This window comes from Streptomyces sp. NPDC057694 (assembly GCF_042799415.1).
Lineage (GTDB): Bacteria > Actinomycetota > Actinomycetes > Streptomycetales > Streptomycetaceae > Streptomyces.
The window spans coordinates 74673-96322 of sequence record NZ_JBHVIX010000031.1 but is presented as its reverse complement, the minus strand read 5'-3'; the positions used below and the strand labels follow the sequence as shown (position 1 = coordinate 96322).

Here is a 21650-nt window from a genome sequence, read left to right as displayed (position 1 = left end):
CTCGAGGGAGCAGTCTCGTGAGCAAGCGAATGCGATAGGGCGTATCGGCCCCGCCTCTGCGTACCCGTTCCATCTTTCTTTCCATGCCGTCGAGCCCTGTTCCGTAGAGCTCAGTCGTGGCTTCGGCATGGTCAATTCGCTTACCGCGCCAGGGAGTTCACCCATGTCTGTTTCCGTCGACGCCGCTGCCTGTACCCAGACTGCCGCCCCGCTCGCCGTGCTCGGCCGGGACGTCACCGTGCCGCTCGTCACCGGTGGCGAAGTGACCTACGCGGCCCTCGACTACGCCGCCAGTGCGCCGGCCCTGCAGCGGGTGTGGGACGACGTCGCCGCGTACGCCCCGTACTACGGCAGCGTGCACCGTGGTGCCGGGTACCTCTCCCAGCTCTCCACCGACCTGTTCGAGAACTCCCGCACGACGGTCGCCGAGTTCCTCGACTGCCGCGAGGGCGACCAGGTCGTCTTCACCCGCTCGACCACCGACTCGCTGAACCTGCTGGCCGCCGCCCTCCCCGCCGACTGCCAGGTCTTCGTCTTCGAGACCGAGCACCACGCCTCGCTGCTGCCGTGGCGGGACGCCCGCGTGACCTACCTGAACGCGCCGCGCACCCCGGACGAGGCCGTCGCCACCCTGGAGCGGGCGCTCGCCGACAGGGACCCGTACGGTCCGGCCCTCGTCTGCGTCACCGGCGCCTCCAACGTCACCGGGGAGCTGTGGCCGGTGCGCGAGCTGGCGGCGGCCGCTCACGCGCACGGTGCCCGCATCGTGCTCGACGCCGCCCAGCTCGCGCCCCACCACCCCGTCTCCGTGCAGGACCTGGACGTCGACTGGGTCGCCTTCTCCGGGCACAAGCTGTACGCGCCGTTCGGCTCCGGGGTGCTCGCCGGGCGTTCCGACTGGCTGACCGAGGCCGAGCCGTACCTCGCCGGTGGCGGCGCCTCCCGCAAGGTCGCCCGGCGCACGGACGGCGGCGTGGACGTCGAGTGGCACGAGAACGCCGCCCGGCACGAGGCCGGTTCGCCGAACGTCATCGGCGTCTACTCCATCGCCTCCGCCTGCAAGGCGCTGACCGAGGCCGGGTTCGAGAGCCTCGTCGAGCGGGAGCAGCAGTTGATCGGGAAGGTGCGCGCCGGGCTCGCCGCCGTGCCCGAGGTCAAGGTGCTGTCCCTGTTCGGCGACGACGCCCCCCGCGTCGGCGTCATCTCGTTCGTGGTGGAGGGCTGGAACTCCTCGCACTTCGCCGCCGCGCTCTCCGCCGAGTACGGGATCGGGGTCCGCGACGGACTGTTCTGCGCCCACCCGCTGGTGCGGACGCTGCTCGGGTCGGACCCGCAGACGCAGGGCGAGTGCGGGGCGCCCGAGGCGGCGCCGGGGGAGAAGTCGCTGAACGCGATCCGGGTCAGCTTCGGGGCCGGTACGCCCGACGAGCACGTCGAGCGGTTCGTCGCCGCCGTCGCCGAGCTGGTCCGGGACGGCGCCGCGTGGAGCTACCGCACCGAGCAGGGGCGCTGTGTCCCGGCGTCGTGAGGCTCGGGCTTGACGAAAGCCGCGGTCGCGTCTGCCTGGTTCATGGGCAGTTGCGGCCGCGGCTTTCGTCGTGGTTGCTCGCGCAGTTCCCCGCGCCCCTTGCGGGGCTAGCTGTCCAGGCCGATCGAGAAGGCGGCCTCGAGGTCGTGCTGGGAATACGTGCGGAAAGCAACATGGGTGTCCGTGCCCTCTACGCCCTGGATCTTGCTGATCCGGCCGGGGATGACATCCGCGAGGTCGTCGTGGCGGGCGACGCGGACCATGGCGATCAGGTCGTACGTGCCGGTGACGGAGAAGACCTCGCTGACGCTGTCCAGAGCCGCGATCGACTCGGCGATCTCGGGGATCCGGTCCACGCTGGTCTTGATGAGCACGATCGCGGTGATCACGGCTGGCTGTCTCCCTCGGTGGCCGTGGCATGGGTCTGCTCAACCTTAGCCCGGCCCCTGTACCTCACCCACGCGTAGAAGAACCCGAGCGAGAAGCCGACCAGGTGCGCCAGATATGCCACCGCGGGCCCCTGGGTGTCCTGGCCCGCCGCAGCCCACTGCAGTGCCACCCAGAACGGCAGCACCACCCAGGCGGGAAAGCGCAGGGGCAGGAAGAGGAGGAACGGGAAGAGGCTCGTCACGCGCGCCCCGGGGAACAGGTACAGGAAGGCGCCGAGGACCGCGGAGATCGCCCCCGAGGCGCCGACCAGGCTCTGGTCGGAGTCGGCGTGCGCGACCGCGTACCCGAGCAGGGCCAGGTAACCGGTGATCAGGTAGAAGAGCCCGTACTGGACGCGGCCCATACGCTCCTCGACCATCGCGCCGAAGACATAGAGGAAGAGCATGTTGCCCAGCAGGTGCAGCCAGCTGCCGTGCACGAACAGCGCGGTGAGCGGAGTGAGGGCGGCCCGCGCCGATCCCGTGAAGAGATCGACGGGAACCACGCCCCAGCGGTCGAAGTAGGCGGTCTGTTCGGTGAGCAGCCGGGCACCCGTGCCGTAGGTGGGGTTGAAGCCCGATGCCGGGGAGATCACGAAGACCGCGCAGCACAGCGCGATGATTCCGTACGTGACCGGGGCCGGATGCCCTCTGAGGAATGCGATCACTTTTCCGAATTTTCCGGTCGTGTCGCGTCCGTCGCCGATCATGGGAAGAGCATGACGCAAGGCGGGGAGCGGGCGGCGTACGGCAGGCCGTAGGGTTACGGGCAATACAGCAAGCACCACGCACCACGCCGTGCACGCGAGGAAGAGATGCTCTGAGATGACGGTTCCCCTGCCGACCGCCACCACCCGCTGGCGCTGCACGCTGTGCGGCAATCTGACGCGGTTCGACGTGACGCGCTCCTCGAAGGTCGTCGAGTACGTCCACCTCGACCTGGCCGGTGAGCCGAAGGTCGAGGAACGCGACGTGGTCAGTGAGACCATCGAGTCGGTCCGCTGCCGCTGGTGCAACGCGGTGGACCAGGTGGAGCTCGTCGACAGGCCGGGCACCGACTCCTGACGGAGCCGGTGCACTCGAGACAGTTGGGGTGACGGATGGTGCAGAGCACGGGCGGGGAGGCCAAAGACCCTGAGCAGGCCGCCGCCGAGGTGCTCGACCGGCCGTTGCCCGAAGGCGTACGGCGCAGGGTCGTGCAGATCGTCTCCGACGGCTTCGGTGGGCTGACCATCGGCGAACTTCCCTCGCAATTGCGGCAGTATGCCCGCTTCACCCCCACGCGACGGGCCAAGTTCGCGGGCAACGCCATGGCCGCCGCGGTGGAGAGCGACACGATCTTCCGGCAGCGGATCGCCGAGCGGTTCCGTGAGGCGCAGCCCGAGCTGGCGGGCGCCCTGGAGTCCGGCTCGCCCCCGCCCGCCGCCGACCCCCTCGACGTCGCCGCCGCCGCGTACGTGCTGCGGCCCACGGGCTGGGTCAAGCTCGTCGCCGCCGCCGGCGAGGAGGCGCAGCGTGCCGACGCCGAGCGCGCCGACGACGAGACCCGCGCCGAGCTGGAGCGGCTGCGCGCCGAGCTCGCCGAGGCGCAGTCCCAGACCAGGACCGAGACGGAACGGTTGCGCACGGAGCTGGACGCCGCCCGGCGCGAGTGCGACGCCGTGCAGCGCAAACTGCGTTCCGCGCAGAGCGACGTCAAGCGCGGCGAGGCCGCGGTGCGCAAGGCTCGCGGCGAGATCGACGCGGCGCGCGCCGAGGCGCAGGCGCAGGTGTCGGCCGCGGAGAGCGAGTCGCGGCGGCTCAAGGGGCGGCTCGGCGAGGTCGAGGCGGCTCTGGAGGCCTCCCGGCGCGCGGCCCGCGAAGGGCGCAGCGTCGAGGACATGCGCGTACGGCTGCTCCTGGACACCGTGCTCGACGCGGCCCAGGGGCTGCGCCGGGAGCTGGCGCTGCCGCCGGTGTCGGCGCGGCCCGCCGACTCCGTGGACGCCGTCGAGCCGGGGAAGATGACCCCCAAGGACATCGCGGCGCGCGCCCTGCACGAGCACGACCCCGCGATCCTCGACCAGTTGCTGGCGCTGCCGCAGGCCCACCTCGTGGTCGACGGCTACAACGTCACCAAGACCGGCTATCCGACGATGCCGCTGGAGAAGCAGCGGCTGCGGCTGCTCGGTTCGCTCTCGCAGCTGGCCGCGCAGACCGGCGCCGAGGTGACCTGTGTCTTCGACGGGGCGGAGCTGGCCGCGCCGGTGCTGCTCGCGCCGCCGCGCGGGGTCCGGGTGCTGTTCTCCAAGGCGGGTGTCACGGCCGACGAGTTGATCCGGCAGCTGGTGCGCGCCGAGCCGCCCGGCCGGCCCGTGATCGTCGTCTCGACGGACCGCGAGGTCGCCGACGGCGTCGCGAAGGCGGGCGCACGTCCGGTCGCGTCCGTCATGCTCCTGAAGCGCCTCTCCCGGGGCTGATGTCCGCATTCGGCGGAACTGCAACCTCCGTTCCGCTTGCCCGAATTGGCGAAACCTTCACGCAACGTAGCGTCAAAGTGACATCACTGCATGTGAGTTGAGTGCAAAGAATGCAGTCGGTGACCGAGATTTTTCTCGACAGGATTTGAACTGATCACAAGAAGGTCACTAGGGTCAGGCCTCGAACCTCCGCTCGGTTGATCACTCACATGAGGTGAGTGACGGTGGAGGGGCACCGCCCATCGGGTGTTCTTTGGGCGGCTGGAGGAAGAAGGAGCTCGCCTTCGTGGCGTCCCACCGTCGACCCAAGCAGCCGAGCCGCACCCGCGTGACCGTGCTCACCGCGACCGCCGCCGCTGCCGTGGCCCTTACGTCGCAGGCGGCCAGTGCCGCCCCCAAGCCCGACAAGAGCGAGGTCAAGGCCAAGGTCGACAAGCTCTACGAAGAGGCGGGCAAGGCGACCGACCTCTACAACGGGGCCAAGGAAAAGCAGAAGAAGCTCGAGAAGGAGATCGGCGACCTCCAGGACAAGGTCGCCCGCGAGCAGGACGAGCTCAACGAACTGCGCACCGGCATCGGCGCGATGGCCAGCGAGCAGTACCGCTCCGGCGGCATCGACTCCTCCGTCCAGCTCTTCCTCTCCGCCGACCCGGACGACTACCTCGACAAGGCGTCCACGCTCGACGCGCTCTCCGCGCAGCAGCTGGAGTCGCTGAAGAAGGTCCAGGCGAAGCAGCGCACGCTCGCCCAGGAGCGTGCCGAGGCGTCCGAGAAGCTCAAGGACCTCGCCGACACCCGCACCGAGCTCGGCAAGAAGAAGAAGGAAGTCCAGGGCAAGCTGGGCGAGGCGCAGAAGCTGCTCAACTCCCTGACCGCCGCCGAGCGCCAGGCGATGGCCGACGCGGAGACGCGCGCCAGCCGCTCCTCCGCGGGCCGTGTCGACCTCGGCAACGAGGCGGCCGCCTCCAAGTTCGGCGCCGCCGCCCTGAGCGCGGCGGCGACCCAGCTCGGCAAGCCGTACGTCTCCGGTGGCACCGGCCCCAACTCGTACGACTGCTCGGGGCTTACCCAGTTCGCGTACAACCAGGCCGGGGTCGGCATCACCCGGACCACGTACACCCAGCAGAACGACGGCACCAAGATAGGCATGAGCCAGCTCAAGCCGGGTGACCTCGTCTTCTTCAACAACCTCGCGCACGTCGGCCTGTACGCCGGCAACGGTCAGGTGCTGCACGCCCCGCACCCCGGCGCCGTCGTCCGCTACGAGTCGATGAGCACGATCGGTTCGTTCCAGTTCGGCGTCCGCATCTGATCCTCGTACCAACGGTCTGAGGAGATCGAGAAACGCGCCCGTTCGGGCGAATCCCGACACCTTTCGCTGACCCCGCGCCCCGCCCATGACCTGCGTCAGAGGCGGGGCGCCGGTGTGTGCGCCCCGTGAAGGGTCTTTGGTGAGGGGGTGGTTGCCCGGCTACTGTCGGCCCGCACTTCCCCCGAGCGCGAGCACGGGGGACCGTCAGCCGAAGGGAGAGCTGCCGCCCGTGGGGTCCCATCGCCGTACAGCGCACTCTCGGTCAGGGTTCGACCTGGGCACGCGTATCACCGTCCTCACGGTGGCCGCGGCGGGCGCCGTCGGCGCACTCGGCGCCGCTCCGGCGGGCGCCGCGCCGCAGGACAGGCCCGCCGACACCAAGGCCGAGGTGGACCGCCTCTACGAGCAGGCGGAGCAGGCCACCGAGTCCTTCAACAAGGCGGACGAGCGCGCCGACGGGCTCCGCAAGGACCTCGCCAGGACCCAGGACGAGGTGGCCCGCGGGCAGGAGCGGATCAACCGGATGCGGCAGGCGCTCGGCATGGTGGCCGGCGCCCAGTACCGCACCGGCGGCATGGATCCCTCACTCGTCCTGATGCTCTCCTCCGACCCGGAGGGCTACCTCGACCGGGCCGGCACGATGGACCGGATCAGCGCCCGGCAGGCCGACGAGCTGGCAGAACTGCAGGACGCCCAGCGGCAATTGGCGCAGCAGCGCGCCGAGGCCCAGCACAAGCTCGCCGAGCTGGAGCAGAGCCGCAAGGCCGTCGCCCGGCACAAGCACACCGTCGAGAAGAAGCTGGCCAAGGCGCGGCGGCTGCTCAACGACATGGCGGCGCCGGAGCGGGCCGCGTTCGAGCGGGCCTCGCGCGGCGGCGCCCGCCCCGACCTGGCGGGCGCGGGCCCGGCGTCCTCGTCGCGCGCCGCCGCCGCCCTGGCCGCCGCGCAGTCCGCGCTCGGCAAGCCCTACATCTGGGGCGCCAACGGGCCGTCCGGGTTCGACTGTTCGGGCCTGACCCAGTGGTCGTACGCACAGGCGGGCGTCGGCCTTCCGCGCACCTCGCAGGCGCAGCGGTACGCGGGGCAGCAGGTGAGCCTGTCGCAGGCCCGCCCCGGCGATCTGGTCACCTACCGGAACGACGCCAGCCACGTCGGCATCTACGCGGGCAACGGGCAGGTGATCCACGCGCCCTACCCGGGCGCCGCGGTCCGCTACGACCCGGTCGGCATGATGCCCGTCTCATCCGTGACCCGGCCGTAGGCACTCCTGCGCCGGTCCGCCGTACGATCGGAAAGATGGCTGGTCGTCGGCGTGCGATGAGCAGGGCGGGGTCCTTCGTGGCGCTCGGCGCCCTGCTCGCCGCCGTGTCCGCGTGCGGCGGCGGGGACGGGGCGCCCGCGGACGCCCGCTCGACCGCCGTGCAGCACGTCCTGGACCGGCGGGCCGCGGCCGTCGTCGCGGGCGACGCGACGGCGTACCGGGCCACCGGCGGCGCCGACCCGACGCTCCTGTCCGACCTGGCGGAGGTCCCGCTCGACGGCTGGAGCTACCGGCTCACCGCGCTGGGCCGCACCGAGCACGCCCGCGCCACCGCCACCGCCGAACTGCGCTACCGCGTCGAGGGCTATGACAAGGCCCCCGTCGTCACCGAGCGCACCCTCACCCTCCGCCAGAGCGGCGGGCACTGGACCGTCACCGACGACCGGCCCGCGAAGAAGTCCGCCGAGCAGCTGTGGGAACAGGGCAGGGTGACGGTGGTCGAGGGGGAGCACAGCCTGGTCCTCGGAGTGGGCCAGCGCCGCTCCACCTTGCGCTCCTACGCCGACGACGCCGATGACGCGGTGCCCGCCGTGGACAGCGCGTGGGGCACCGACTGGGCGCGGCGCGTGGTCGTCGTCGTCCCCAAGTCGCTGGACGGCATGGGGGAGTTGCTGGGCGCGCCGGCCTCCGGCTATCAGGGGATCGCGGCCGTCACGACGGGCGAGGCGGGCGGCTCGGGCACCGCGCCCGCGGACCGGGTGATCGTCAACCCCGAGGCGTACAGCGTGCTCGGCTACTTCGGCAAGCAGGTCGTCCTCACCCATGAGACGGCGCACGTGGCGACGCGGTCGGTCACCTCGGCGGCGACGCCGCTGTGGCTGTCGGAGGGGTACGCGGACTGGGCCGGATACCGCGGCAGCGGCCGCACCCCCGGCGAGGCCGCGCCCGAGCTGCAGCGCGCGGTGCGCGGCGGCGCCGCCCCCGGCACCCTCCCGGACGACGCCGACTTCGGCTTCAGCGGCGACTCCGCCGACCTCGCGCAGGCCTACGAGAGCGGCTGGCTGGCCTGCCGGATGATCGCCGACGGCTGGGGCGAGGAGAAGCTCAACGCCTTCTACAAGGCGGTCGGCGGCCACCGGCAGCGGACCGGGGCCGTGGACGACGCGGCGCAGAGCGTGCTCGGCATCGACGAGCGGGAGTTCGTGGCGCGCTGGCGCGCCTACGTGCAGGAACAGCTGGGCTGAGCCGCCCGGGTCAGGCCCCGAGCGCGGTGAGCGCCTCCCGCAGCCAGGCCCGCTCGGCCCGCCCCGTCGCCCGCGCCACCTCCAGCATGCCGCGCCGGAACAGATCGTCGGGCTCCTCCGCGCGCACCGGCCGGCCCTTCGCGTCGTAGAAGAAGCTCGCGGGGGTCTCCAGGAAGTCCAGGCGGCGGCGCAGGACCGCGGCCTGCTCGGCGGGGTCGGGCAGATGGCGCAGGAACGCCAGGAGCGTGTTGAAGCGGGTGTGGTCGCTGATCTCGATGTCTTTGGGCCGGCGCAGCCGGTCCAGGAGGTCCGCGCGGCCCGCGTCGGTGAGCGTGAGCACGCGCCGCTGGGCCGCCCGTGTGCCCGGCGCCGTGTGCTCGTCGAGACTTCCCGCCTTCACCAGCCGGGTGATCGCCGGGTAGAGCGCGCCGTCGCTGACCGGGCGGACGTGGCCGCTGAGCGCTTTGATGCGCTCCTTCAACTCATAGCCGTGCAGCGGCCGTTCACAGAGGAAGCCGAGAATCGGCAGCTCCAGCACGCGGTCTCCGGTGGGGTTTGTGAATGCGGGGACGCTCATGCTACCTCTTTTCGAGGTAATCGATACCTCGAAAAGAGGCATGGCGTGGGGGCTGGGATGGAAACCGTGGCGGGAATGAAGGACGCCGAACACCGCAGAACGCTCATCGGGCTGGCACGGCCCGTCTACTTCTCGCTGCTCGCCTCCGTGGCGGCCGGGATCATCAACACCGTGTGGGTCGCCCGGCTCGGGGGCGACGCCGTCGCGGCCGTCGCCGTCGCCACGAACGTGGAGAACGTGCTGCTCGGCGTGGCCCTCGTCTTCGGCTCCGGCACGACCGTGCTGGTCGCCCACGCGCGGGGCGCCGGGGACCCGGGCGCGGTGCGGGCCGCCGTGCGCGGGGGAGCCTGGCTGTGCGCGCTGGTCGTGCCGGTCGTCGTGGCCGGCGGCTGGCTGTTCCGGGCGGACCTGGCGCGGCTCGTGCTGGGCGGCGGGGACGAGCAGGGCGCGCTGCGCCTCGCGACCTCGTACTTCGCCGTGTCGATGCCCGGCATGGCCGTCTTCTTCGCCCAGCAGCTCGTCGACGGGATCCTCAAGGGCGCGGGCGACACCCGCACCCCGATGCGGCTCGCCCTGCTCGCGAACGGCCTGATCCTCGCCGCGGACCCGCTGCTCATCCATGCGTACGGGGTCGTGGGCGCCGCCGTCTCCACGGTGGCGGCCCGGCTCGTCTCGCTGGCCGTGGGGGTGGTGGTGATGCGGCGCGACGCGGTGGTGCGCGCGGCGCGCGCGGCGGCCGTCGGGGAGCGGGTGATCACCTCGGTGCGGCGTACCCTGCGCACCGGCCTGCCCATGTCCGCCGACTTCACCGTGCGGCAGACGGGCACGCTCGCGCTGATCGCGGTGGTGGCGCGGCTCGGGGTGACGTCGGTGGCCGCGTACGCCGTCGCCTACAAGGTCCTCTACCTCGCGACGATGGCCGCCTACGCGGTGCGCCAGGCCGCCTCCATCCACACCGCGCACCGCCGGGGCGCGGGCCACGACGAGCGCGGGGCCGTCGGCCGGCAGGCGGTCCTGGTGGCCGGGGCGGCGGGGCTCGTCGCGGCCGGGCTCTTCCTCGCCCTCGCGCCGTGGCTGCCGCGGGCGTTCGGCGCACCGCACGAGGTCACCGCCGATGCGGCCCTGTTCCTGCGCTGCGTGGGCCCGTACCTGGTCCTGATGGCCGTCTTCATCGCGCTGGGCGGCGTCTTCGAGGGCAGCGGGAGAGCGGGCCGGGTGCTGCGGGTGACGCTGCTGGGCACGGTCCTTCAGCTCCCGTGCGCCTTCTGGCTGTCAGGGCTGTGGGGGCTGCCCGGGGTGTGCGCCGCGCTCGGGGCCTGCATGGCCGTGCAGTGCGCGGCCCTGCTGTTCCTGGCCCGGCGGGACCTGGCTCAGGAGCCGATCACCGAGTTCTCGCGGGCGGCCTGAGCGGGGAGCCGCTGCCCCTCGGCGCGGCGCGGCTCGGTGACCGTCGCCCGCCACAGGCGGCGGCAGGCCGACAGTGAGGCCACGACCAGCAGGCCGTTGCGGACCAGCAGCAGGGTCAGGCCCAGCGAGTCGCTCGCGACCACGTGCGAGAACCAGATCGGGAACTCCAGGAAGGTGACGAACGTGGCCGCGAGCACCAGCCACACCGGCAGCGCCATCCGGCTGTCGCGGAACAGCAGACAGACCGCCGCGAGCCCGACCAGCCACAGCATGTACTGCGGGCTGATGACCCGGCTGGTGGTCGTGAACAGCAGCACCGCCGTGAGCGCCGCGTCGGCGAGCGTGGCAGGACCCCAGGCACGCGCCTTGAGCCGCCACAGCAGCAGCCAGCCGAAGGCGAGCGCGGTGAGCACCTGCGCGAGCATGCTCACCACGTCCACGTACGGGCCGAGGAACTCCACCGAGCCGTAGTTCAGCTGCACCGTGCCCGACCAGCCGAACTGCCGCGCCACATGGAAGACGAGCGAGCCCAGCGACTCGACCTCGGTGCCCCGGTCCCGCTGGAAGGTCAGGAAGGCCATGGCGCCCGGCATCGCGACGGTGAAGGCCACGACAAGACCGCCGACCGTCAGCGCGGCGGCGCTCCACGCCTCCCGGGTGGCCCGGCCGCGCCGGGTGCCGAGCAGCAGCAGCGCCGGCCACACCTTCAGCATCGCGGCGATCGCGGCCAGCACCCCAGCGGCCTTCGGGTGCCGGGCCGCGGCCAGCAGCGCGGCGACCGCGACGGCGGTGACCATCACGTCGTAGCGCGCGTACACCGTCTGTCCGAGCAGCGGCAGACCGGCGACCCACACCCACACGCCGCGCCGCGACCTGCCCTGCCCGCCGGAGACGTGGAGCAGCATCAGGAAGACGGCCGCGTCGGCCAGGAAGGCCAGCAGGAAGAACGCGGAGGCGTACTCCAGGAACGGCAGCAGGGCGGGCGAGAGGATCGCGACCGCGGCGGCCGGCGGGTACTGCCACGTCACGTCGTCCAGAGGGAACGTTCCGGTACGCAGAATGTCGAACCAGCCGTGGTAGATCACCGAGACATCGCTGGTCACATCCGGTCCGGGGACGACGACGACCTTGAAGACGCAGAGCAGCAGCAGGGTCCTGGTCAGGGCCCAGGTGAACAGGAGTGCGGCGGGGTTTCGCGTCTTCATTCGAGTCATCATGCCGGGGAGAACTGTGCCGTGGCCATGGAACCCGGCGGCGTGGCGCGATCGAACGGCCCGGTTCGGTACTGTCTGCGGCGATGCACAAGACAAACAAGACGCTGCTCGTGACCAACGACTTCCCGCCCCGTCCCGGCGGCATCCAGGCGTTTCTGCACAACATGGCGCTGCGGCTCGATCCAGAGCGGCTGGTTGTGTACGCCTCCACGTGGAAGCGTGGCCGGGAGGGCGCCGAGGAGACCGCGGCGTTCGACGCCGAGCAGCCCTTCACCGTCGTACGCGACCGTACGACGATGCTCCTGCCGACACCGCGCGTGACGCGGCGCGCGGTGGGTCTGTTGCAGGAGCACGGCTGTACGTCGGTGTGGTTCGGGGCGGCCGCCCCGCTCGGCCTGATGGGCGGCGCGCTGCGCAAAGCCGGCGCGCGGCGGCTGGTCGCGACGACGCACGGGCACGAGGCGGGGTGGGCGCAGCTGCCGGCCTCGCGCCAACTGCTGCGCAGGATCGGCGAGTCGACGGACTGCATCACTTACCTGGGCGAGTACACGCGCTCCCGGATCGCCGCCGCGCTCACGCCCGAGGCCGCGGCGCGGATGGTCCAACTGCCGCCCGGGGTCGACGAGAAGACCTTCCACCCCGGGTCCGGCGGGGACGCGATCCGGGCCCGGCTCGGGCTGGCCGACCGGCCGGTCGTCGTGTGTGTGTCGCGGCTCGTGCCGCGCAAGGGGCAGGACACGCTGATCCTGGCCATGCCGCGGATTCTGGCCTCCGTGCCGGACGCCGTGCTGCTCGTCGTCGGGGGCGGGCCGTACGAGAAGGAGCTGCGGCGGCTCGCCGGGGAGACCGGGGTGGCGGACTCCGTGCGGTTCACCGGGGCGGTGCCGTGGGCGGAGCTTCCCGGGCACTACGGCGCCGGTGACGTCTTCGCGATGCCGTGCCGGACGCGGCGCGGGGGGCTGGACGTCGAGGGGCTCGGCATCGTGTATCTGGAGGCCTCCGCCACGGGGTTGCCCGTGGTCGCCGGGGACTCCGGCGGGGCGCCGGACGCCGTGCTCGACGGGGAGACGGGCTGGGTCGTGCGGGGCGGCTCCGCCGAGGAGGCCGCGGATCGGGTGGTGCCGTTGCTGCTCGATGCCGAGTTGCGGGCGCGGATGGGGGCGCGGGGGCGCGCCTGGGTCGAGGAACGGTGGCGCTGGGATCTGCTCGCCGATCGCCTGCGGGGTCTTCTGTAACGCCGGTTTCGTCTTCGGGCGCGGCTCCGGTGGCCGCTTCTCGCGCAGTTCCCCGCGCCCCTGGAGATGCGCACTTCGTGCGCGATCTCCATCGATGAAGGCATGCGGCGAAGCCGCAGCCTTCAGGGGCGCGGGGAACTGCGCGATCAGCCACGACGAGAGCCGCGCCCGTTCACCGGCACCGGACCCAGCGGCGCGGAAGCGTCAGCCCTGGTAGAGCGCCTCGATCTCGTCGGCGTAGTCCTTCGCCACAACGTTTCGCTTCAGCTTCAGCGAGGGCGTCAGATACCCCGACTCCTCGGTGAACTGCGTACCCAGGACGCGGAATTTACGGACCGACTCCGCCTTGGACACGGCGGCGTTCCCGTCATCCACCGCCGACTGGATCGCGGCCAGCAGATCGGCGTCCCCGAGCAGCGACGCCACCGTCGACCCGGCGGGCTTGTCGTGATCGGCGACCCACTTGCCGAGGAACTCCTCGTCGATCGTGACGAGCGCGCCGACGAACGGCCGCCCGTCCCCGACGACCATGCACTCGGCGACCAGCGCGTGCGCGCGGATGCGGTCCTCGATGACGGCGGGGGCGACGTTCTTGCCGCCGGCCGTCACGATGATCTCCTTCTTGCGCCCGGTGATCCGGAGGTACCCGTCCTCGTCGAGGGTGCCGATGTCACCGGTGTGGAACCAGCCGTCGGCGAGAGCCTCTTCCGTCGCGCCCTCGTTGTTCCAGTAGCCCGTGAACAGGTGCTCGCCGTGCAGCAGCACCTCGCCGTCGTCGGCGATCCGGACGACCGAGCCGGGCAGCGGCTGGCCGACCGTGCCGATCTTCTGGCGGTCCCACGGGTTGAAGGCGGTGGCCGCGCAGGACTCGGTGAGGCCGTAGCCCTCCAGGACCGTGAAGCCGATGCCGCGGAAGAAGTGGCCGAGCCGCTCGCCGAGCGGGGCGCCGCCGGAGATCGCGTACTCGCCGCGCCCGCCGAGCACGGCCCGCAGCTTGCTGTAGACCAGCTTGTCGAACGTCTTGTACTTCAGCTTGAGGGCGAGCGACGGGCCCTTGGGGGTGTCCAGCGCGCGGCTGTACTCGATCGCCGTGTCGGCGGCCTTGTCGAAGATCTTGCCCTTGCCGTCGGCCTGCGCCTTGGCCCGCGCCGAGTTGTAGACCTTCTCGAAGACGCGCGGGACGCCCAGGATCAACGTAGGCCTGAACGCCGCGAGTTCGTCCGTGAGGTTCTTGATGTCCGGGGCGTGGCCCAGCTTGATCGGGGCCATCAGCGAGGCGACCTGGACCAGCCGGCCGAAGACGTGCGCGACCGGGAGGAAGAGGAGGACCGAGCACTCGCCCGTGCGGAACAGCGGCTTCAGCCGCTCCACCACATTGCCGCACTCCGCGAAGAAGCTGCGGTGGGTGAGCACGCAGCCCTTGGGGCGGCCGGTGGTGCCCGAGGTGTAGACGATGGTCGCCGGGTCGTCGGCCTTGGCGACGGCGCTGCGCTCGTCGACCGTCGTGTCCGGGACCTCGGCGCCGGTCCGGTTCAGCTCCTCGACCCCGCCCGCGTCGATCTGCCAGACGTGCGCGAGCTGCGGCAGCGCGCCGCGCACGGAGTCGACGGCCGCGGAGTGCCCGTCCGACTCGACGACGATCCCGACGGCGCCGGAGTCACCGAGGATCCACTGGATCTGCTCCGGCGAGCTGGTCTCGTAGACCGGGACGGTGACCGCGCCCGCGCTCCAGATGGCGAAGTCGAGCAGCGTCCACTCGTAGCGCGTACGGGACATGAGGGCGACGCGGTCGCCCGGCTGCACGCCGGAGGCGATCAGGCCCTTGGCCGCCGCGCGGACCTCGGCGAGGAAGACGGTCGAGGTGACGTCCTGCCAGGTGCCGTCGATCTTGCGGCCGATGACGGCGACGTCCGGATGCTGCGCGGCGTTTCTGCGGACGATGTCGGTCAGATTGCCGTCGGCAGGGACCTCGTACAAAGCCGGAAGGCTGAACTCGCGCAAGACTGCTGCTCCTCATAGGGCGCCGGCGCCACGACTCTGTGTGCTGCGTCGGTGCGGTCCAAGATCGGGCAGGTGCTCAGTCCCTGAACTGGTCGATCTGGTTGAACTGAGCACGACTGGACTGCCCGGACGTTACCCACCGGTACTGCTTTTTCGGTAGGGGGTCCAGGCCAGATGTTCGCTGCGTCACACGTCAAGGCGTTGCTCTGCGCACAGTAGTCCAGGAGTTTCCCGACTCGGAAGTAACCGCAGGTCCGGCGGGCTCTACCCACCTTAGGCCGGTCGTCCTAGGGTGATCGCATGCGCGTTCATGTGGTCAGCGATGTGCACGGAAACTCCACCGACCTCGCACGGGCCGGCGACGGGGCGGACGCTGTCGTCTGCCTCGGTGACCTGGTGCTCTTCCTCGACTACGCGGATCACTCGCGCGGCATTTTCCCCGACTTGTTCGGAAAGGAGAACGCCTCGCGCATCGTGGAACTGCGCACGGCCCGCCGTTTCGAGGAGGCACGGGAGTTCGGGGCGCGGCTGTGGGCGGGCATCGACCGTAGGCCCGCCATCGAAAAGGCGGTGCGCAAGCAGTACGCGGAGATGTTCGCGGCCTTCCCCACTCCGACGTACGCCACGTACGGCAACGTCGACATGCCGCAGCTGTGGAGCGAGTACGCGGGACCGGGCACGACCGTGCTCGACGGCCAGCGGGTCGAGATCGGCGGCCGTGTCTTCGGGTTCGTCGGCGGCGGCCTGCGCACCCCGATGCGGACCCCCTACGAGATCGACGACGAGGAGTACGCCGCCAAGATCGAGGCCGTCGGCGAGGTCGACGTGCTGTGCACCCATATCCCGCCCGAGGTGCCCGAGCTGGTGTACGACACCGTGGCGCGGCGGTTCGAGCGCGGCAGCCGGGCGCTGCTCGAAGCCATCCGCAGGACCCGCCCCCGCTACTCCCTGTTCGGCCACGTCCACCAGCCGCTGGCCCGGCGGATGCGGATCGGCGCCACGGAATGCGTCAACGTCGGCCATTTCGCGGGTTCCGGCAGGCCCTGGGCCCTGGAGTGGTGACGGCGCGGCCACTCACGCGCGATAGCCTGCACGGGACGCGCGTGCAGGCACGCACCCCAGCACGGCGCACCTACCCCTGACCGGTATCCGGAGGAGCCACGGCGATGGCGGAACACACCAGTTCGAGCATCACGATCGAGGCGGCACCGGCCGACGTCATGGGCGTGATCGCCGATTTCGCCCGCTACCCGGACTGGACGGGCGAGGTGAAGGAGGCCGAGGTCCTCGGGACCGACGACGCCGGCCGCGCCGAGCAGGTCCGGCTCGTCATGGACGCCGGCGCGATCAAGGACGACCAGGTCCTGAAGTACACCTGGGCCGGTCCCAACGAGGTGTCCTGGTCCCTCGTGAAGTCGCAGATGCTGCGCTCGCTCGACGGGTCCTACGTCCTCAAGCCCGCCGGTTCGGGCACCGAGGTCACGTACTCCCTGACCGTGGACGTCAAGATCCCGCTGCTCGGGATGATCAAGCGCAAGGCCGAGAAGGTCATCACGGACCGCGCGCTGGCCGGGCTGAAGAAGTGGGTGGAGTCGGGCGCCGCCAAGTAGCGCCCCTCCGGACAGGCCCCGGGCGCCGGAGGTTCCCGGCGCCCCTGAAGGGGGCGCCCGCCTCCAGGTAGCCTCAAGGCTCATGCGCACCCTTCTCGTCACCGGCCCCGGCGGTTCCGGCAGGACGACCGTCGCCTCCGCCACCGCTCTCCGGGCCGCTCGCGACGGGCTGCGCGCGCATCTGATCACCGGGGACGCCGTGGGCGCCGAGGACGATCTTCCCGGCGTCACCGTCACCCGGCTCACCCCGGCCGACGATTTCCGCGCCGATCTCCTCGCGCTCCAGGAGCGGGCCGGCTCCGGCCTCGATCTGCTGGGCGCCTCCCGGCTCGACGGCGACGAACTCACCGCGCTGCCCGGAGCCGAGGAACTGGCCCTGCTGCGCGCCCTGCGGGACACCGCCGACGGACCGTACGACCTGGTCGTCGTCGACCTCCCGGCCGCCCCGCGCGCCGTCGCCCTGCTCGCCCTGCCCGAGCAGCTGCGCCGCTACCTGCGCCGGCTGCTGCCCGCCGAACGGCAGGCCGCCCGCGCGCTGCGGCCCGTCCTCGGCCGCCTGGCCGGAGTGCCGATGCCCGCCGAGTGGCTGTACGAGGCCGCCACCCGCTGGGACGGCGAACTCGCCGCCGCGCAGGCCGTGATCGACTCCGACGACACCTGCGTGCGCCTCGTCGCCGAGCCCACCGAGGCCGCCGCCGAGATCCTGCGCACCACCGTCGCCGGGCTCGCGCTGCACGGACTGCGCCTCGACGCGGTACTCGCCAACCGCCTCCTGCCCGACGGATCCACCGACCCCTGGCTCGCCGACGCCGCGGCCCGGCAGCGCAAGGTGATCGCCGAATGGGAGCACGAGACGTACGCGATCGCGCACCTGGGACGGGACCCGCGCCCCGCCGACCTGGACGTGCCGCCGCCGCCCGCCGAGTCCGTCCCTGCCGTGACCTGGCCCGTCGAGGACCGGCTCGCGGACGACGGGGTGCTGGTCTGGCGCATCCCGCTGCCCGGCGCCGTGCGCGAGGAGCTGAGCCTGATCCGCCGCGGCGACGAGCTGGTCATCGGGGCGGGCCCCTTCCGCCGGATCGTCCCGCTGCCCTCCGCCCCGCGCCGCTGCACCGTCGCCGGAGCCGGTCTCGTCGACGGGGAACTGTGCGTGCGGTTCGCACCCGACCCGGATCTGTGGCCGCAAGCACGGTGAACCCCATGCACCCGTTCGGGTAACGTCGAAGGTGCAACCGGTTCAGGAAACCCTCAGCTCTCCGCAGGAGTCAGCGCCATGAGCGACGCCACCGAGAAGCCCGTAGACGCCGACGCGTGGGAGAAGGCGTGCGCCGAGGACCTCGCGGAGGAGAAGGCCCGCCGCCGCGCCGAGTACGGCCCACCGCCCGGCTCGGCCGCCGAGGAGCTGAAGAAGCTCGTCGACGCGGTCGCCGAAAAGCTCTCCGGCTTCTCCGGCGCCCAGGCCCCCTTCCTCGGCTCCGTCGCGCAGGGCACCGCGGAGCAGGTCGCCAAACAGGTCGTCCGGCAGGCCAGGTCCGTCGTCGAGCCCGTCATCGAGCGGAACTCCGACGTCTTCGACCACCTCGCCGCCGCCGGGTCCGAGCTGCTCGCCGCCTACCGCTCCGCGGTCGAGGGCCAGGAGCGGCGCTGGACCAAGGATTCCCAGGAGCCCAGGCCGCCCGCACCCCGCAAGGGCGAGGACGAAGGCCCCGGCGGGGAGCAAATCGATCTCGACTGACCCCCGGCGAGGACCTGTCGTCCACAGGCGCTCAGGTACGGTGGGCCGTAGCGGGGCTCGACCGAACTGAGGGATTCATGGGACTCACCATCGGCGTCGATATCGGCGGCACGAAGATCGCGGCCGGCGTGGTCGACGAGGAGGGGAACATCCTCTCCACGTTCAAGGTGCCGACGCCTTCCACGCCTGACGGGATCGTTGACGCGATCGCCTCGGCCGTGGAAGGTGCCAGGGCCGGACACGAGATCGTCGGCGTCGGCATCGGAGCCGCCGGATACGTCAACCGTCAGCGCTCCACCGTGTACTTCGCGCCGAACATCGACTGGCGCCAGGAACCGCTCAAGGAGAAGGTCGAGGGCCGCGTCGGCCTGCCCGTCGTCGTGGAGAACGACGCGAACGCGGCGGCCTGGGGCGAGTACAAGTTCGGCGCGGGCAAGGGCCACCGCAACGTCATCTGCATCACGCTGGGCACCGGCCTCGGCGGCGGCATCATCATCGGCAACAAGCTGCGCCGTGGTCACTTCGGCGTCGCCGCCGAGTTCGGCCACATCCGCATGGTGCCGGACGGACTGCTGTGCGGCTGCGGTTCGCAGGGCTGCTGGGAGCAGTACGCGTCGGGGCGCGCCCTGGTGCGCTACGCACGCCAGCGGGCCAACGCGACGCCGGAGAGCGCCGAGTACCTGCTGTCGCTCGGCGACGGCACCCCCGAGGGCATCGAGGGCAAGCACATCTCCATGGCCGCCCGGCAGGGCGACCTGGTGGCCGTCGACTCCTACCGGGAGCTGGCCCGCTGGGCCGGCGCGGGCCTGGCCGACCTGGCCTCGCTCTTCGACCCGTCGGCGTTCATCGTCGGCGGCGGCCTCTCCGACGAGGGCGAGCTGGTCCTCGACCCGATCCGCAAGTCGTACAAGCGCTGGCTGGTCGGCGGCAACTGGCGGCCGGTGGCCGACGTGATCGCGGCCCAGCTCGGCAACAAGGCGGGCCTGGTCGGCGCCGCCGACCTGGCGCGGGAGCCCGACCCCGTCATGTGACATCCGTACGGCCCGGTGCCCGTCGTTCCCCACAGGGGCGGCGGGCACCGGCGTATCTTGATCGTCATGGACTCCGGCTCCCTCAGCGACCTTCCCGAACTGCCCAACTCCGTTACGGAACCCGACGGTTCGGCCGTCATCCGCGTCCTCAGCTACAACATCCGCTCGATGCGCGACAGCCCCGTCGCCCTCGCCCGGGTGATCAAGGCCTGCGACCCCGACCTGGTGCTGATCCAGGAGGCGCCCCGGTTCTTCCGCTGGCGCAAGCACCTCGCCCGGCTGGCCCGCGCCGCGAACCTGGTGTACCTCTCCGGCGGCGGCAGCGCGGCCGGGCCCGCGCTGCTCTGCTCCCTGCGCGCCACCGTCGAGCGGACCGAGGACGTGCTGCTGCCGATGACGCCGGGGCTGCACCGGCGCGGCTTCGCCACGGCCGTCGTGCGGTTCGGGGACGCCCAGGGGCCACGCCTCGGTGTGGTCAGCTGCCACCTCAGCCTGCAGAAGGACGAGCGGTACGCGCAGGGCGAGCTGCTGCTCGACCGGATCGCGGAGCTGGGCGTCGAGCACGTCGTCGCGGGCGGCGATCTCAACGAGCGGCCGGACGGGCGGACCTTCCGGCGGCTGAGCGCGGCGCTCCAGGACTGCTGGGCGAAGGCACCCTGGGGCGGCGAGTACACGTCGACGCCGGACGACCCCCATCAGCGGATCGACGCGATCCTGGCGACGAAGGGCTTGGAGGTGCTGGGGTGCGGGGTGCCGGACTTCCTGGACGCGGACGAACTGAGGGCGGCCACGGACCATCTGCCGGTCCTGGCCGCCCTCAGAATCCCCGCCGCGTGACGCCTACGGGCGCTGCTTCACCTTGTCGGTGATCGCCCAGCTGTCCAGGTAGGACAGCTGGATGTAGGTCTTCTTCTTCGCGCCGTCACCGGAGGTGCGGTCGTCCTTGAAGCCCAGGAATTCGTAGGTCTTCGGATCGAAGATGAAGTAGCCGCCGAAGCTGGTGACGCCCTTGGGGAGCGTCGGGTCCTTGTACGTGATGGCCACGCCGGTCCGGCCCTTCGCGTCCTTCTGGTCCGGCACCGTCCGCACCCCCGGCACCCTGCTCAGGGCTTCGTACGCCGCCGGGCGCAGGCCCTCCGGCATCACCGGGACGAGCTTGAGCAGCCCGGCGAGGTCGGAGTGGACGACGGACCACTCCTGGTCGGTGATCCCGGCGAGCGAGTCGTTCTTGTCGTTCGGGCCGCTCTTGGGGACCAGCGAGAGGATCAGCTTCTCCGGGTCGGTCGGCAGCTTCTCCAGGGTCGCCCAGTCCTGCGGCGGCCAGGACGACTCGTCCTTCTTCGGGGGATCCGACCACCAGCCCTTGCCGATCTCCATGATCCAGGAGCGCTGGGAGTCATCGACCGAGCGCCAGATCTCGTCGACGTGCGTCTTGGTCTCGCCGGTCTTCTGGTTCGTCTCCTTGATGATCTCCTTCGTGTAGATGAACTGGTCGCCGCGCGGCGGCGTCGCGGGCGCCTGCGAGTGCTTGCGTTCGTAGGCGGCGGCCCCGGCCAGCACGGTGCGGGCCGACACCGGGCGCATCGCCGGCTGCCGGGTGTCGGCCGTGGCCGTCGGCTTGGCCGTGGCCGTGCCCTGGTCCGTGCCGCCGTCGTCGCGCACCGCCACCAGCACGGTCGCGGCGATCGCCGCCGTGGCCAGTCCCGACACGGCGATGCGCGGACCGGGCCGCTCCCACAGCGGACGGCGGCGGACCTCCATCGTGGACAGCAGACGGTTACGGACACGGTGGCGGGCGGCGGGGTCGAGGGGCCCGGCGTCCCCTGCCCAGGTGCTCAATTCGTCGAGAACGGGATCGAAGTCGCGGTCATTCATGGGCGGATGCCTCCCGGAGGGCGGTCGGAGCGGTCGGATCGGTACCGCCCAGTGCTTCACGCAACGCGCTGCGAGCCCGGCTCAGGCGGGACCTGACCGTGCCCACCGGCACCCCCAGGGCCTCGGCCGCCTCGTCATAGCTGAGGTCGGTCCAGGCCACGAGCAGCACCACGTCCCGCTGTCTCGCCGGCAGAGCGGCGAGGGCGGCCGCCAGTTCCCGGCGCAGGCCGTGCGCGCCGGCCCGGGACACCGCGCGCTCGGCCACCGGCTCCTCGTGCTCGACCGGCTCCGGCAGGCGGGACAGCGCCTTGAAGCGGCGCGCCTCCGCCCTGCGGTGTCGGCCGACGAGGTTGGTGGCGATCCCGAAGAGCCAGGGGCGGGCGTCGTCGGACCTGGTGGGGTCGTAGCGGTGGCGCTGCTTGAAGGCGGTGGTGAAGGTCTCCGCCGTCAGATCCTCCGCCGCTTCGGGGCCGAGTCGCCGCGCCGCGTAGTGGTGCACGGCGTCGGCGTACCGGTCGAAGAGGGCGGCGAACTGCTCGGGCTCCTCCCGGGACCGTTCGATCGCCCGGGCGTCGCTCTCGCCGTGCGGATGCCGGCAGTGCTCCCGGGGTCTGACGGCCATCGGGGCTCCTTTCGTCCGTGTGAACGCCTTGAAGGCTTGGGCTGGTTCACCGGTACTTCGCCGCAGCGCCCGATCGGGTTCCATCCGGCACGGCGAAGGCCCGGCCGGAAG

At 71.8% G+C, this 21650-nt stretch carries 21 protein-coding genes; 14 read left to right on the top strand and 7 right to left on the bottom strand.

Annotation, left to right across the window (positions count from 1 at the left end; genetic code table 11):
- The first annotated feature begins 163 nt into the window (after positions 1–163).
- A complete protein-coding gene (locus ACFVDP_RS39195; RefSeq protein WP_383500989.1) occupies positions 164–1528 on the top strand; it encodes an aminotransferase class V-fold PLP-dependent enzyme in 1365 nt (454 codons plus the stop codon).
- A gap of 107 nt (positions 1529–1635) precedes the next feature.
- On the opposite strand, the gene ACFVDP_RS39190 is transcribed toward ACFVDP_RS39195, so the two are convergent.
- On the bottom strand, positions 1636–1917 hold the full coding sequence (locus tag ACFVDP_RS39190; RefSeq protein WP_381837670.1) for an Lrp/AsnC family transcriptional regulator: 282 nt from the start codon (positions 1915–1917) through the stop codon (positions 1636–1638).
- The gene (locus tag ACFVDP_RS39185; RefSeq protein ID WP_383500986.1) at positions 1914–2666 is read right to left on the bottom strand and encodes a rhomboid family intramembrane serine protease; all 753 of its coding nucleotides are present in this window, start codon (positions 2664–2666) and stop codon (positions 1914–1916) included. The genes ACFVDP_RS39190 and ACFVDP_RS39185 overlap by 4 nt, the downstream gene beginning before the upstream one ends.
- A 115-nt stretch (positions 2667–2781) precedes the next feature.
- Here ACFVDP_RS39185 and ACFVDP_RS39180 point away from each other — a divergent pair, with 115 nt between their 5' ends.
- The 5 genes from ACFVDP_RS39180 to ACFVDP_RS39160 all read left to right on the top strand — a co-directional run bounded on the left by ACFVDP_RS39180 (position 2782) and on the right by ACFVDP_RS39160 (position 8232).
- Positions 2782–3021, top strand: a complete 240-nt coding sequence (locus ACFVDP_RS39180; protein WP_111661836.1) for a hypothetical protein — start codon at positions 2782–2784, stop codon at positions 3019–3021.
- 35 nt (positions 3022–3056) lie between these two features.
- Positions 3057–4415, top strand: a complete 1359-nt coding sequence (locus ACFVDP_RS39175) for an NYN domain-containing protein (protein WP_383500981.1) — start codon at positions 3057–3059, stop codon at positions 4413–4415.
- A 286-nt stretch (positions 4416–4701) separates the two neighbouring features.
- Positions 4702–5727 carry an NlpC/P60 family protein gene (locus ACFVDP_RS39170; protein WP_383500978.1) on the top strand — a complete coding sequence of 342 codons (1026 nt, stop codon included), beginning with the start codon at positions 4702–4704 and terminating at the stop codon, positions 5725–5727.
- Between the two features lie 229 nt (positions 5728–5956).
- Positions 5957–6988 carry an NlpC/P60 family protein gene (locus ACFVDP_RS39165; protein WP_383500976.1) on the top strand — a complete coding sequence of 344 codons (1032 nt, stop codon included), beginning with the start codon at positions 5957–5959 and terminating at the stop codon, positions 6986–6988.
- 35 nt (positions 6989–7023) lie between these two features.
- The gene (locus ACFVDP_RS39160) at positions 7024–8232 is read left to right on the top strand and encodes a hypothetical protein (protein WP_383500974.1); all 1209 of its coding nucleotides are present in this window, start codon (positions 7024–7026) and stop codon (positions 8230–8232) included.
- Between the two features lie 10 nt (positions 8233–8242).
- Here the strand turns inward: ACFVDP_RS39160 and ACFVDP_RS39155 are convergent, their stop codons facing one another.
- Positions 8243–8770, bottom strand: coding sequence for a PadR family transcriptional regulator (locus ACFVDP_RS39155; RefSeq protein ID WP_383501037.1), 528 nt, complete (start codon positions 8768–8770; stop codon positions 8243–8245).
- A 114-nt stretch (positions 8771–8884) separates the two neighbouring features.
- Here ACFVDP_RS39155 and ACFVDP_RS39150 point away from each other — a divergent pair, with 114 nt between their 5' ends.
- Complete coding sequence (locus ACFVDP_RS39150; protein WP_383500971.1) at positions 8885–10216, top strand: MATE family efflux transporter; 1332 nt, start codon at positions 8885–8887, stop codon at positions 10214–10216.
- On the opposite strand, the gene ACFVDP_RS39145 is transcribed toward ACFVDP_RS39150, so the two are convergent.
- On the bottom strand, positions 10180–11421 hold the full coding sequence (locus ACFVDP_RS39145) for a glycosyltransferase 87 family protein (protein WP_383500968.1): 1242 nt from the start codon (positions 11419–11421) through the stop codon (positions 10180–10182). The genes ACFVDP_RS39150 and ACFVDP_RS39145 overlap by 37 nt on opposite strands.
- Positions 11422–11513: 92 nt before the next feature.
- Here ACFVDP_RS39145 and ACFVDP_RS39140 point away from each other — a divergent pair, with 92 nt between their 5' ends.
- Positions 11514–12665: a glycosyltransferase family 4 protein gene (locus ACFVDP_RS39140; protein ID WP_383500965.1), complete on the top strand. Its 1152-nt coding sequence runs from the start codon at positions 11514–11516 to the stop codon at positions 12663–12665.
- A 204-nt stretch (positions 12666–12869) separates the two neighbouring features.
- On the opposite strand, the gene ACFVDP_RS39135 is transcribed toward ACFVDP_RS39140, so the two are convergent.
- Positions 12870–14666, bottom strand: a complete 1797-nt coding sequence (locus tag ACFVDP_RS39135) for an AMP-dependent synthetase/ligase (RefSeq protein WP_383500962.1) — start codon at positions 14664–14666, stop codon at positions 12870–12872.
- Positions 14667–14966: 300 nt separating this feature from the next.
- Between ACFVDP_RS39135 and ACFVDP_RS39130 the strand changes: the two genes are divergently transcribed.
- The 6 genes from ACFVDP_RS39130 to ACFVDP_RS39105 all read left to right on the top strand — a co-directional run bounded on the left by ACFVDP_RS39130 (position 14967) and on the right by ACFVDP_RS39105 (position 19879).
- Positions 14967–15728 carry a metallophosphoesterase gene (locus tag ACFVDP_RS39130; RefSeq protein ID WP_383500959.1) on the top strand — a complete coding sequence of 254 codons (762 nt, stop codon included), beginning with the start codon at positions 14967–14969 and terminating at the stop codon, positions 15726–15728.
- A gap of 104 nt (positions 15729–15832) precedes the next feature.
- Positions 15833–16276 (top strand): SRPBCC family protein, encoded by a 444-nt coding sequence (locus ACFVDP_RS39125; RefSeq protein ID WP_383500957.1) that lies wholly within the window; start codon positions 15833–15835, stop codon positions 16274–16276.
- 82 nt (positions 16277–16358) lie between these two features.
- Positions 16359–17471, top strand: coding sequence for an ArsA family ATPase (locus ACFVDP_RS39120; protein ID WP_383500954.1), 1113 nt, complete (start codon positions 16359–16361; stop codon positions 17469–17471).
- 78 nt (positions 17472–17549) lie between these two features.
- Complete coding sequence (locus tag ACFVDP_RS39115; protein WP_383500952.1) at positions 17550–18011, top strand: DUF5304 domain-containing protein; 462 nt, start codon at positions 17550–17552, stop codon at positions 18009–18011.
- Positions 18012–18088: 77 nt separating this feature from the next.
- Positions 18089–19042, top strand: a complete 954-nt coding sequence (locus ACFVDP_RS39110) for an ROK family glucokinase (protein WP_361548293.1) — start codon at positions 18089–18091, stop codon at positions 19040–19042.
- Positions 19043–19108: 66 nt separating this feature from the next.
- Positions 19109–19879: an endonuclease/exonuclease/phosphatase family protein gene (locus ACFVDP_RS39105; protein ID WP_383500948.1), complete on the top strand. Its 771-nt coding sequence runs from the start codon at positions 19109–19111 to the stop codon at positions 19877–19879.
- 3 nt (positions 19880–19882) lie between these two features.
- Here the strand turns inward: ACFVDP_RS39105 and ACFVDP_RS39100 are convergent, their stop codons facing one another.
- The gene (locus tag ACFVDP_RS39100) at positions 19883–20917 is read right to left on the bottom strand and encodes a CU044_5270 family protein (RefSeq protein WP_383500946.1); all 1035 of its coding nucleotides are present in this window, start codon (positions 20915–20917) and stop codon (positions 19883–19885) included.
- On the bottom strand, positions 20910–21539 hold the full coding sequence (locus ACFVDP_RS39095; RefSeq protein WP_383500943.1) for an RNA polymerase sigma factor: 630 nt from the start codon (positions 21537–21539) through the stop codon (positions 20910–20912). The genes ACFVDP_RS39100 and ACFVDP_RS39095 overlap by 8 nt, the downstream gene beginning before the upstream one ends.
- Positions 21540–21650 lie beyond the last annotated feature (111 nt).

Excerpts from the sequence above, each read along its gene's own strand:
- ACFVDP_RS39195 (WP_383500989.1), top strand. The coding sequence starts at position 164 with ATGTCTGTTTCCGTCGACGCCGCTGCCTGTACCCAGACTGCCGCCCCG.
- ACFVDP_RS39150 (WP_383500971.1), top strand. The coding sequence starts at position 8,885 with ATGAAGGACGCCGAACACCGCAGAACGCTCATCGGGCTGGCACGGCCC.
- ACFVDP_RS39140 (WP_383500965.1), top strand. The coding sequence starts at position 11,514 with ATGCACAAGACAAACAAGACGCTGCTCGTGACCAACGACTTCCCGCCC.
- ACFVDP_RS39115 (WP_383500952.1), top strand. The coding sequence starts at position 17,550 with ATGAGCGACGCCACCGAGAAGCCCGTAGACGCCGACGCGTGGGAGAAG.
- ACFVDP_RS39130 (WP_383500959.1), top strand. The coding sequence starts at position 14,967 with ATGCGCGTTCATGTGGTCAGCGATGTGCACGGAAACTCCACCGACCTC.
- ACFVDP_RS39110 (WP_361548293.1), top strand. The coding sequence starts at position 18,089 with ATGGGACTCACCATCGGCGTCGATATCGGCGGCACGAAGATCGCGGCC.
- ACFVDP_RS39180 (WP_111661836.1), top strand. The coding sequence starts at position 2,782 with ATGACGGTTCCCCTGCCGACCGCCACCACCCGCTGGCGCTGCACGCTG.
- ACFVDP_RS39100 (WP_383500946.1), bottom strand. The coding sequence starts at position 20,917 with ATGAATGACCGCGACTTCGATCCCGTTCTCGACGAATTGAGCACCTGG.
- ACFVDP_RS39185 (WP_383500986.1), bottom strand. The coding sequence starts at position 2,666 with ATGATCGGCGACGGACGCGACACGACCGGAAAATTCGGAAAAGTGATC.
- ACFVDP_RS39125 (WP_383500957.1), top strand. The coding sequence starts at position 15,833 with ATGGCGGAACACACCAGTTCGAGCATCACGATCGAGGCGGCACCGGCC.
- ACFVDP_RS39160 (WP_383500974.1), top strand. The coding sequence starts at position 7,024 with ATGGCTGGTCGTCGGCGTGCGATGAGCAGGGCGGGGTCCTTCGTGGCG.
- ACFVDP_RS39145 (WP_383500968.1), bottom strand. The coding sequence starts at position 11,421 with ATGAAGACGCGAAACCCCGCCGCACTCCTGTTCACCTGGGCCCTGACC.
- ACFVDP_RS39105 (WP_383500948.1), top strand. The coding sequence starts at position 19,109 with ATGGACTCCGGCTCCCTCAGCGACCTTCCCGAACTGCCCAACTCCGTT.
- ACFVDP_RS39175 (WP_383500981.1), top strand. The coding sequence starts at position 3,057 with ATGGTGCAGAGCACGGGCGGGGAGGCCAAAGACCCTGAGCAGGCCGCC.
- ACFVDP_RS39095 (WP_383500943.1), bottom strand. The coding sequence starts at position 21,539 with ATGGCCGTCAGACCCCGGGAGCACTGCCGGCATCCGCACGGCGAGAGC.
- ACFVDP_RS39120 (WP_383500954.1), top strand. The coding sequence starts at position 16,359 with ATGCGCACCCTTCTCGTCACCGGCCCCGGCGGTTCCGGCAGGACGACC.